Origin of the sequence: Cupriavidus basilensis (genome assembly GCF_029335485.1) — a bacterium.
Classification (GTDB): Bacteria; Pseudomonadota; Gammaproteobacteria; order Burkholderiales; family Burkholderiaceae; genus Cupriavidus; species Cupriavidus basilensis_E.
Window position 1 is genome coordinate 1 of record NZ_JARJLM010000056.1, and the last position, 9798, is coordinate 9798.

Below are 9798 nucleotides of genomic sequence, written 5' to 3' on the forward strand. Positions count from 1 at the left end.
AGCCGCAGCCGCAGCCGCCGCGCTTGGCGCCCAGGCCGGCATGAAAGACCTGAAGGACCCTGCCGCGGCCGACGCCACCGCGCCGGCAGCCTCTGCCGCCGCCGATACGCTGGCCACCATTGCCACGCAGCGCGCAGCGCTGCAGGCCGTGCCGCAGACCGCAACCGCCACGCAGACCACGGCCACCAGCAACACCACCGCCAGCCCCGCCGGCGACGCCGCCACGGCCAGCCCGGACCTGGCCGCCGCGCTCAAGGCCGCCATGGCCGGCCAGCCAGGCGGCACTGCTGGCCAGTCCGCCTCCGGCCAGCAGCAAGGCGGGTTCGGCCAGCCGTACAAGGCGCCGCTCCAGCCTGTCGAAGCCAATGCCAAGAGCGGCAGCGCCCAGTCGGCCGCCGCCACCCCGGCCACCCCGATGCCGCTGGCGGCAGCCGTGCGCGCAGCCGAACCGGCCAGCACCGAAGCCGCACCCGCCAGCGCCGCTCCCAATCCGCTGATGGCCGTAGGCGCCATGGGCGCAGGCCAGGCACCGACCGCCGGCGGCCTGGCGCCGGCCACCTCGCTGCCGATTGCCCCGCCGGTGGGCGACGGTCAGTGGCCGCAAGCGCTCAGCCAGCAGATGGTGCGCCTGTCGACCCAGGGCAGCCATACCGCCGAGCTGCAGCTCAACCCACCCAACCTGGGCCCGCTCAAGGTCGTGCTCAATGTCGTCAACGACCAGGCCCAGGCCCAGTTTGTTTCACCCCACGCCGCTGTGCGCGCCGCAGTCGAGGCGGCGCTGCCGCAATTGCGCACCGCGCTGGCCGACAGCGGCATCCAGCTCGGGCAGACCTCGGTCGGCGCCGATAGCTTTGCCGGTCAGGCCGGCAACGGCCAGCCGCAGCAGCAACGCCAGCCGGGCAGCCAGCAAAGCGGCTTTGGCGCGCTCGCGGGCGTGACGGCGGCCCCGGTCAACGCCGGCCCCGCGGCGCCGGTGGCACGCACCCTCGCGCGTGGCGAGGTCGACACCTTCGCCTGAGCCCCGCGCGCGCCGGGCACCGGACGCACGCCATGCTGAAAGCCGATGCGGGCTGGCCTGCATCGGCTTTCGTGCTTTTGCACCATTTGCATTCGCGCGTACCATGGCGTCTTGGGGCACAAAACCGCCGGGAGCCCGGATATGGCCTGACCGCCACCGCCAACCCCGCGCCTGCCGCCGCGCTCCCCGCGCCCGCGTGCCGCCCGCCGAGACGCCATGACCTTCGACCTGTTCGATTCCCTCCCGCAAGACGCCCCCCATGCCGAGCCGCTCGCGCCCGGCGCGGTAGTGCTGCGCGGCTTCGCCCGCGAGCATGAGCAAAGCCTGCTCGATGCGGTTCGCGACATTGCAGCGCAGGCGCCATGGCGCCACCTGATCACGCCGGGCGGCCAGCGCATGTCGGTCGCCATGACCAACTGCGGCCAGCTTGGCTGGGTCTCGGATGCCAGGGGCTACCGCTACGAGCCGGCCGACCCCGAGAGCGGCAAGCCCTGGCCCGCCATGCCGGCGGGCTTCCTGTCGCTGGCGCGCGCGGCCGCCGCCACCGCCGGTTTCGAGGATTTCAGGCCGGACGCTTGCCTGCTCAACCGCTACACGCCCGGCACGCGCCTCTCCCTGCACCAGGACCGCGACGAACTGGACCTGCGTGCGCCCATTGTCTCGGTCTCGCTCGGCCTGCCCGCGGTGTTCCTGTTCGGCGGCCTGAGCCGCGCCGAACGCCCGCTGCGCGTGCGGCTGGCCCACGGCGACGTGGTGGTCTGGGGCGGCCCGGCAAGGCTGGCCTTCCACGGCATCGCGCCGCTGGCCGATGGCGACCACGCGCTGGCGGGCCGCGAGCGGATCAACCTGACGTTTCGGAAGACGCGTTAGCGCGCCGCCGTCCCACCGCCCGCCGGCCCTCGCTCAATCAACCCAGTTGACCTTGGCGAATTTGCGCGAGAAGGCTTCGGGCATCGGCACGACCTTCTTGAGCTGGTAGTTGAAGAAGACAAAGCCGGACTTGGCCATCGCCACCAGCGCCTGGTCCTGTGGGCGGGTGATGCGGAAGGTGATGTCGCCGCCGTAGCGGTTGAAGTCCATCACGCCGACTTCGAACTGCAACTGGTCGCGGGCGTGGGCTTCGGTCCGGTAGGTGGTGGCCAGGTCGCTGACGATGATGCCGACGCCGTCGCCCTGGGTTTCCTGGATGCCGAACTCGAAGAGGAAGCGGGCGCGCGCCTCGGAAATCATCGAGATCATCGAGTCGTTGCCGAGATGGTTGGCCGAGTTGATGTCGGTCACGCGCACCGTGAGGTGGGTGGCGTAGCAATACTGGTCTTCGGGGAATTCAAGCTTGAGGCGGGCCATGATGCGAAAGGGGAAACGAGGTGGAGGGTCTGTTCGCACTGCGTGCGATTGTTAAGGCCGGCGCCATTGCCGGCGGCGTTGGCGCACTCTGCCGGCTCGTCCAGCCCCTCGACGAACCATAAAAGAAAGGCCCCGCAAGGGGCCTTTCAAACGTACTGCCGGAAAACCGATGCGGCTTACACCGTCACCGTATCCGCCACGTCCTTGAAGTCTTCGATCTGGTCGAAGTTCATGTACTTGTAGATCTTGTCGCCGTTGGCGTTCAGCACGCCCATGTCCGACATGTACTCTTCCTTGGTCGGGATGCGGCCCAGGCGCGAGCAGATCGCCGCCAGCTCGGCCGAACCCAGGTACACATTGGTGTTCTTGCCGAGACGGTTGGGGAAGTTGCGGGTGCTGGTCGACATCACCGTGGCACCTTCGCGCACTTGTGCCTGGTTACCCATGCACAGCGAGCAGCCCGGCATTTCGGTGCGGGCGCCTGCGGTGCCGAACACGCCGTAGTGGCCTTCTTCGGTCAGTTGCTTGGCGTCCATCTTGGTCGGCGGGGCAACCCACAGCTTGACCGGGATATCGCGCTTGCCTTCGAGCAGCTTGGAGGCTGCGCGGAAGTGGCCGATATTGGTCATGCACGAACCGATGAAGACTTCGTCGATCTTGGCGCCGGCCACGTCCGAGAGGGTCTTGACGTCGTCCGGGTCGTTCGGGCAGGCCACGATGGGCTCGTGCACGTCGGCCAGGTCGATCTCGATGACCGAGGCGTACTCGGCGTCGGCATCCGGCTGCAGCAGTTGCGGATCGGCCAGCCACGCTTCCATGGCCTTGATGCGGCGCGTCAGGCTGCGCGCGTCCTGGTAGCCTTCGGCGATCATCCACTTCAGCAGCGTGATGTTGCTGTTGATGTATTCGATGATCGGTTCCTTGTTCAGGCGCACCGTGCAACCGGCGGCCGAACGCTCGGCGGAAGCGTCGGACAACTCGAACGCTTGCTCGACCTTCAGGTCGGGCAGGCCTTCGATTTCCAGGATACGGCCGGAGAAGATGTTCTTCTTGCCTTGCTTGGCCACGGTCAGCTCGCCGGACTTGATGGCGTACAGCGGAATCGCGTTGACCAGGTCGCGCAGGGTCACGCCAGGCTGCATCTTGCCCTTGAAGCGCACCAGCACGGATTCAGGCATGTCCAGCGGCATCACGCCGGTAGCGGCGGCGAAGGCCACCAGGCCCGAACCTGCGGGGAAGCTGATGCCGATCGGGAAGCGGGTGTGCGAGTCGCCGCCGGTGCCCACGGTGTCGGGCAGCAGCATGCGGTTCAGCCACGAGTGGATCACGCCGTCGCCCGGGCGCAGCGAGATGCCGCCGCGGGTGCTGATGAACTGCGGCAGCGTGTGGTGGGTCTTGACGTCGACCGGCTTCGGATAGGCGGCGGTGTGGCAGAACGACTGCATCACCAGGTCGGCCGAGAAGCCCAGGCAGGCCAGGTCCTTCAGCTCGTCGCGGGTCATCGGGCCGGTGGTGTCCTGCGAGCCTACCGAGGTCATCTTCGGTTCGCAGTAGGTGCCCGGGCGGATACCCTTGCCTTCTTCCAGGCCGCAGGCGCGGCCAACCATCTTCTGGGCCAGCGTGAAACCCTTGCCGGTGTCGGCCGGGTTCTGCGGCAGGCGGAACAGCGTGGACGGTGCCAGGCCGAGCGCCTCGCGGGCCTTGGCGGTCAGGCCGCGGCCGACGATCAGGGGAATACGGCCGCCGGCGCGCACTTCGTCGAACAGCACGTCGGACTTGACGGTGAACTCAGCGATGACCTGGCCGTTCTTCAGGGCCTTGCCGTCGTACGGGCGCAGCTCGACCACGTCGCCCATTTCCATCTGCGACACGTCCAGCTCGATCGGCAGGGCGCCGGCGTCTTCCATGGTGTTGTAGAAGATCGGGGCGATCTTGCTGCCCAGGCACACGCCGCCGAAACGCTTGTTCGGCACGAAGGGGATGTCTTCGCCGGTGAACCACAGCACCGAGTTGGTGGCGGACTTGCGCGAAGAACCGGTACCGACCACGTCGCCCACATAGGCGACCAGGTTGCCCTTGTCCTTCAGCGATTCGATGAACTTGACCGGGCCGCGCTTGCCGTCTTCTTCCGGGGTGATGCCCGGGCGCGCGTTCTTCAGCATGGCCAGCGCGTGCAGCGGGATGTCCGGGCGGGTGGTGGCGTCCGGTGCGGGCGAGAGATCGTCGGTGTTGGTTTCGCCGGTGACCTTGAACACGGTCACGGTCAGGCTTTCCGGCACTTCCGGACGGCTGGTGAACCATTCGGCGTCGGCCCAGCTTTGCAGCACGGACTTGGCGTTGGCGTTGCCCTTGTCGGCCTTTTCCTTGACGTCATGGAAGGCGTCGAACATCAGCAGCGTCTTCTTCAGCGCCGCGGCGGCAACGGTGCCGATCTCGGCATCGTCCAGCAGTTCGATCAGGGGGGAGATGTTGTAGCCACCCAGCATGGTGCCCAGCAGCTCGGCTGCCTTGGCGCGGGAGATCAGCGGGCAGGCTTCCTTGCCCAGCGCCACGGCGGCCAGGTACGAGGCCTTGACCTTGGCGGCATCGTCCACGCCGGCCGGCACGCGGTGCGTGATCAGGTCCAGCAGGACCTGCTCTTCACCCGCAGGCGGGGCCTTCAGCAATTCGATCAGTTCCGCGGTCTGCTTGGCGGTCAGCGGCAGAGGGGGAATGCCGAGCGCGGCGCGTTCGGCAACATGGGCGCGATAGTTTTCAAGCATGGGAACCTGCGGGGTAATAGGGTTGCAAAAACCGGTTGTGACGCGATTTTAAAGGCAAGTGCGTTTTTGGTCAAACGTCTTATATCTTATATAAGAGTTAGACCAAAAAAACACAATGAAATCAACGCATCCCCGCAGGCGCGGGATCCCGGCACGCTAGACCTGATCCTTGCCCGGCGACAGGAAGTCCAGCCTCTCCTCTTCGTACAGCCGGTAGATCATGTCGAGCATGGCGCGGATCTCCTCGGTCTCGTCGAGGCTGCGCATGCTCATGATGATGGGCGACACCAGGTTGGGGTCGTCGAGCTCCCTGTAGCTGATGTCGTCGCGCTTGAGGCCATGCACGCTGCTCGGGACGATGGAAATGCCCTCCCCCGCCGCCACCAGCCCGAGCGCGATCTGCAATTCCCGCGCCTCATGGATGCGCCCCGGCTGCAGGGCACGGTCGTGAAACGCGGCCAGCACCTGGTCGGCATAGCTCGGACGGGGCGCCTTGGGAAAGATGATCAGGGTCTCGCCCAGCAGGTCGTGCAACGCAAGCACCGGCTTGGCCAGCGACAGTGGATGCCCGACCGGCAGCGCCACTATCATGCGCTCCTCGCGCAGGACGACCCGGCGCACATTCGGGTCCTCATGCCGTATGCGGCCAAACCCCACATCGATGGTGCCCTGCTTGAGCGCCGCGATCTGGTCCATGGTGGTCATCTCGTGCAGGCTGAGTTCGATTTCCGGGTGCTCGGCGCGAAAGCGCCGGATGATCTTGGGCAGCATGCCGTACAAGGTCGAGCCGACAAAGCCCAGCGACATCTTCCGCTCGATCTGCCCGACGCGCCGCGTCATCGACTCCAGTTCCGCCGCTTGCGCCAGCAGCTGCTGGGCGTGCCCATAGAAGAAACGCCCGGCCTCGGTCAGCCTGAGTGGCCGCGCGTTGCGCTCGAACAGCTGCACGCCCAGGCCCTCTTCCAGTTGCTGGATCTGCCGGCTCAGCGGCGGCTGCGCGATATGCAGCCGCTCGGCAGCGCGAGTGAAGTTGAGTTCCTCCGCCACGGCAACGAAGTAACGTAAATGACGCAAGTCCACGACTATACCTATTAAGTATTCAGCCAATACTAAAACAGTGTTGGACCGCCAATATCGGCCCTCCTATTCTTCGCTCCAGGCTGCGACAACGACTTTTTATACCTTTAGGGCATTCTAAGGCGAATCACGGCGCTACGCCGCAACAGCCTGCCGGGCCTGACAACGACGCCCCGGCAAGCAGCACATGGCAGGAACACCCCCCCAAAAAACCAGAGACAAGGAGCAGACAAATGCAGCATCCGGAAATCGAAGCGCTGGTGAAAGCGTTCATCGTCGACACCGCCAGGGGCAAGGTCGACGCGCGCGTGCAAAGCGTGGTGGTCCGCCTGACCACCGACCTGTTCAAGGCCATCGAAGACCTCGACCTGAGCGCGAGCGAAGTCTGGAAGGGCATAGAGTACCTCGCCGAAGCCGGCCCGGAGCTTGGCCTGCTGGCCGCCGGCCTGGGCCTGGAGCGCTTCCTGGATATCCGCGCCGACGAAGCCGAAGCCAAGGCCGGCCTGAGCGGCGGCACCCCGCGCACCATCGAAGGCCCCCTGTACGTGGCCGGCGCACCGGCAAGCGAAGGCTTCGCCCGGCTGGACGATGGCAGCGAAGATGGCCAGGGCGAAGTGCTGTTCATGCAGGGCACGGTGTTCGATGCCAGCGGCAAGCCGCTGCCTGGCGCCTCGGTGGAGGTCTGGCATGCCAACCTGCTCGGCAACTACTCATTCTTCGACAAGACCCAGGCGGACTTCAACCTGCGCCGCACCATCGTGACCGACGGCGACGGGCGCTACGCATTCCGCAGCATCGTGCCGATGGGCTATGGCTGCCCGCCGCAGGGCACCACCCAGCGCCTGCTCGACCTGCTCGGCCGCCACGGCCGCCGCCCGGCCCACATCCACTTCTTCGTGTCGGCACCCGGCCATCGCAAGCTGACCACGCAGATCAATATCGACGGCGACGCATACCTGTGGGACGACTTCGCCTTCGCCAGCCGCGAGGGGCTGGTGCCGGCGGTCACGCACGTCGACGCCCCGCGCGAACTCGCCGAGCGCGGCCTCGGCAAGCCGTTCGCATCGATCGATTTCGACTTCCGCCTGTACGGCGACTGCGCGGCAGCGCCGGCACCGGAAGTGGAGCGCAAGCGCGCCGCCGCTTAAAGCCCCCTTCCACGACAGGAACAACGCGGCCGGCGCACCTGCCGGCCGCCGCAGCAACATCAGGGCCGCCCTGAGGACACCTCACGGCCCGGCGCATCCGCCACGGATGCAGGAGACACCTCATGATCCCCATTTACCCGGACCACAGCCCGACCCTGAAGCGGCTGGACGACTACCTGGTGGAAAACCGCGAAACCGGCGACTACCGCCTGCATCGCAGCGCCTTCACCGACCAGGCCCTGTTCGAACTCGAGATGAAGCACATCTTCGAGGGCAACTGGATCTACCTGGCCCACGAAAGCCAGATCCCCAACAACAACGACTACTACACCACCTACATCGGCCGCCAGCCGGTCGTGATCGCGCGCAACCGCCAGGGCGAGCTCAATGCGCTGATCAACGCCTGCACCCACCGCGGCGCCATGCTGTGCCGCCACAAGCGCGGCAACAAGGCCACCTACACCTGCCCCTTCCACGGCTGGACCTTCAACAACAGCGGCAAGCTGCTCAAGGTCAAGGATCCGGAAGGCGCGGGCTACCCTGACTGCTTCAACAAGGAAGCCTCGCACGACCTGAAGAAGGTGGCGCGCTTCGAGAACTATCGCGGCTTCCTGTTCGGCAGCCTGAACGCGGACGTGGCGCCGCTCAAGGCATTCCTGGGCGAAGCGGCCAGGATCATCGACATGATCGTGGACCAGTCCGCCGACGGGCTGGAAGTGCTGCGCGGCGCGTCCACCTATACCTTCGAAGGCAACTGGAAGCTGCAGACGGAGAACGGCGCCGACGGCTACCACGTCTCCGCGGTGCACTGGAACTACGCCGCCACCACCAGCCACCGCAAGCAGGAGAACGCCCGCGAGGACAAGATCCGGGCCATGGACGCGGGCAACTGGGGACGGCAGGGCGGCGGTTTCTACGCCTTCGATCACGGCCATATGCTGCTGTGGTCGCGCTGGGCCAATCCGGAAGACCGGCCGAACTTCAGCCGCCGCGAGGAATTCGCCGAGCGCTGCGGCGCCGAGACGGCGGACTGGATGATCCAGAACTCGCGCAACCTGTGCCTGTACCCCAACGTCTACCTGATGGACCAGTTCGGCTCGCAGATCCGCGTGCTGCGCCCGCTTTCCGTCGACAAGACCGAAGTCACCATCTACTGCATCGCGCCCAAGGGCGAGGCGGACGACGCGCGCGCCCGCCGCATCCGCCAGTACGAGGATTTCTTCAACGTCAGCGGCATGGCCACGCCCGACGACCTGGAGGAATTCCGCGCCTGCCAGCAAGGCTACGCCGGCAGCGCGGTGGAATGGAACGATATGTGCCGCGGCGCCACGCACTGGGTGGAAGGGCCCGACGAGGCCGCCCGGAAGATCGGCCTCAAGCCGTTGATGAGCGGCGTCAAGACCGAGGACGAAGGCCTGTACACGGTGCAGCACCGCTACTGGCTGGACGTCATGAAGAAAGCCACCGGCGCCGAGGCAGGCAAGGAGAGCGAAGCATGAGCACGAACGCCACGATCAGCCTTGCGGATATCCAGGGCTTCCTCTACCGCGAAAGCCGCCTGCTGGACGACGAGCAATGGGATGAATGGCTGGCCTGCTACCACCCCGACGCCGCGTTCTGGATGCCATCCTGGGACGACGACGACACGCTGGTGACCGATCCGCAGCGCGAGATCTCGCTGATCTACTACCCGAACCGCCAGGGCCTGGAAGACCGCGTGTTCCGCATCAAGACCGAGCGCTCCAGCGCCACCATGCCGGATACCCGCACCAGCCACAACATCAGCAATGTCGAACTGGAGCGCCAGGAAGGCAGCGTCTGCACGGTGCGCTTCAACTGGCACACGCTGAGCCACCGCTACAAGCGCAACTACAGCTATTTCGGCATGTCGCGCTACGTCATCGACTTTGCCGGCGAGCGCCCGCGGATCCTGGACAAGTACGTCGTGCTGAAGAACGACTACATCAACCAGGTCATCGACATCTATCACATCTGAGCGGACGCGCCGGAGGAATCACGCCATGGAATACAACATCGCCTTGCAGTTCGAAGACGGCGTCACCCGCTTCATCACCTGCGCCGCCAATGAAACCCTGTCCGACGCGGCCTATCGCCAGCAGATCAATATCCCGCTGGACTGCCGCGACGGCGCCTGCGGCACCTGCCGCGGCCTGTGCGAATCCGGCGAGTACGACCTGCCGGCGTCGAGCTATATCGAAGACGCCCTGACGCCCGAGGAAGCGGCCAAGGGCTATGTGCTGGCCTGCCAGACGCGCCCGCGCTCGGATTGCGTGATCAGGGTGCCGGCGTCGTCGGCCGCCTGCAAGACCGGCGTGAGCAGCTACCAGGGCAAGCTGGCGGCGGTGGACAAGCTCTCTGACTCCACCATCGCTTTCTCGATCGACCTGGGCGAGAGCGCCGCGCCGGCCTTCCTGGCGGGGCAGTA

The 9798-nt window shown here is 66.3% G+C and carries 9 protein-coding genes; 6 read left to right on the plus strand and 3 right to left on the minus strand.

The annotated features are described in order from the left end of the window. Positions 1-1018: flagellar hook-length control protein FliK (locus tag P3W85_RS03445; protein WP_276263738.1), on the plus strand; the 1018-nt coding region annotated here is incomplete at its 5' end. Positions 1019-1234: 216 nt separating this feature from the next. Next, entirely contained in the window at positions 1235-1888 is a 654-nt protein-coding gene (alkB, locus tag P3W85_RS03450; protein ID WP_276263739.1) for a DNA oxidative demethylase AlkB, read from the plus strand. Between the two features lie 33 nt (positions 1889-1921). Here alkB and P3W85_RS03455 read toward each other — a convergent pair whose 3' ends face one another. The 3 genes from P3W85_RS03455 to P3W85_RS03465 form a co-directional block, all read right to left on the minus strand. Then, positions 1922-2365 (minus strand): thioesterase family protein, encoded by a 444-nt coding sequence (locus P3W85_RS03455; protein WP_017228889.1) that lies wholly within the window; start codon positions 2363-2365, stop codon positions 1922-1924. 176 nt (positions 2366-2541) lie between these two features. Next, positions 2542-5127: a bifunctional aconitate hydratase 2/2-methylisocitrate dehydratase gene (acnB, locus tag P3W85_RS03460; RefSeq protein WP_276263740.1), complete on the minus strand. Its 2586-nt coding sequence runs from the start codon at positions 5125-5127 to the stop codon at positions 2542-2544. Positions 5128-5283: 156 nt separating this feature from the next. Continuing rightward, positions 5284-6207: a LysR family transcriptional regulator gene (locus P3W85_RS03465; protein WP_276263741.1), complete on the minus strand. Its 924-nt coding sequence runs from the start codon at positions 6205-6207 to the stop codon at positions 5284-5286. A gap of 230 nt (positions 6208-6437) precedes the next feature. Here P3W85_RS03465 and catA point away from each other — a divergent pair, with 230 nt between their 5' ends. From catA to P3W85_RS03485, 4 genes are all read left to right on the plus strand, one after another. Beyond that, on the plus strand, positions 6438-7352 hold the full coding sequence (gene catA, locus P3W85_RS03470) for a catechol 1,2-dioxygenase (protein WP_276263742.1): 915 nt from the start codon (positions 6438-6440) through the stop codon (positions 7350-7352). A 122-nt stretch (positions 7353-7474) separates the two neighbouring features. Next, positions 7475-8851 carry a benzoate 1,2-dioxygenase large subunit gene (benA, locus tag P3W85_RS03475; protein ID WP_276263743.1) on the plus strand — a complete coding sequence of 459 codons (1377 nt, stop codon included), beginning with the start codon at positions 7475-7477 and terminating at the stop codon, positions 8849-8851. Continuing rightward, positions 8848-9348 carry a benzoate 1,2-dioxygenase small subunit gene (gene benB / locus P3W85_RS03480; RefSeq protein WP_017228894.1) on the plus strand — a complete coding sequence of 167 codons (501 nt, stop codon included), beginning with the start codon at positions 8848-8850 and terminating at the stop codon, positions 9346-9348. The genes benA and benB overlap by 4 nt, the downstream gene beginning before the upstream one ends. Before the next feature lie 25 nt (positions 9349-9373). Further along, a partial coding sequence (locus tag P3W85_RS03485) for a 2Fe-2S iron-sulfur cluster-binding protein (RefSeq protein WP_276263744.1) occupies positions 9374-9798 on the plus strand: 425 nt, incomplete at its 3' end.

Coding starts and splice junctions, on each gene's coding strand:
- alkB (WP_276263739.1), top strand. CDS start 1,235: ATGACCTTCGACCTGTTCGATTCCCTCCCGCAAGACGCCCCCCATGCC.
- P3W85_RS03455 (WP_017228889.1), bottom strand. CDS start 2,365: ATGGCCCGCCTCAAGCTTGAATTCCCCGAAGACCAGTATTGCTACGCC.
- acnB (WP_276263740.1), bottom strand. CDS start 5,127: ATGCTTGAAAACTATCGCGCCCATGTTGCCGAACGCGCCGCGCTCGGC.
- catA (WP_276263742.1), top strand. CDS start 6,438: ATGCAGCATCCGGAAATCGAAGCGCTGGTGAAAGCGTTCATCGTCGAC.
- benA (WP_276263743.1), top strand. CDS start 7,475: ATGATCCCCATTTACCCGGACCACAGCCCGACCCTGAAGCGGCTGGAC.
- benB (WP_017228894.1), top strand. CDS start 8,848: ATGAGCACGAACGCCACGATCAGCCTTGCGGATATCCAGGGCTTCCTC.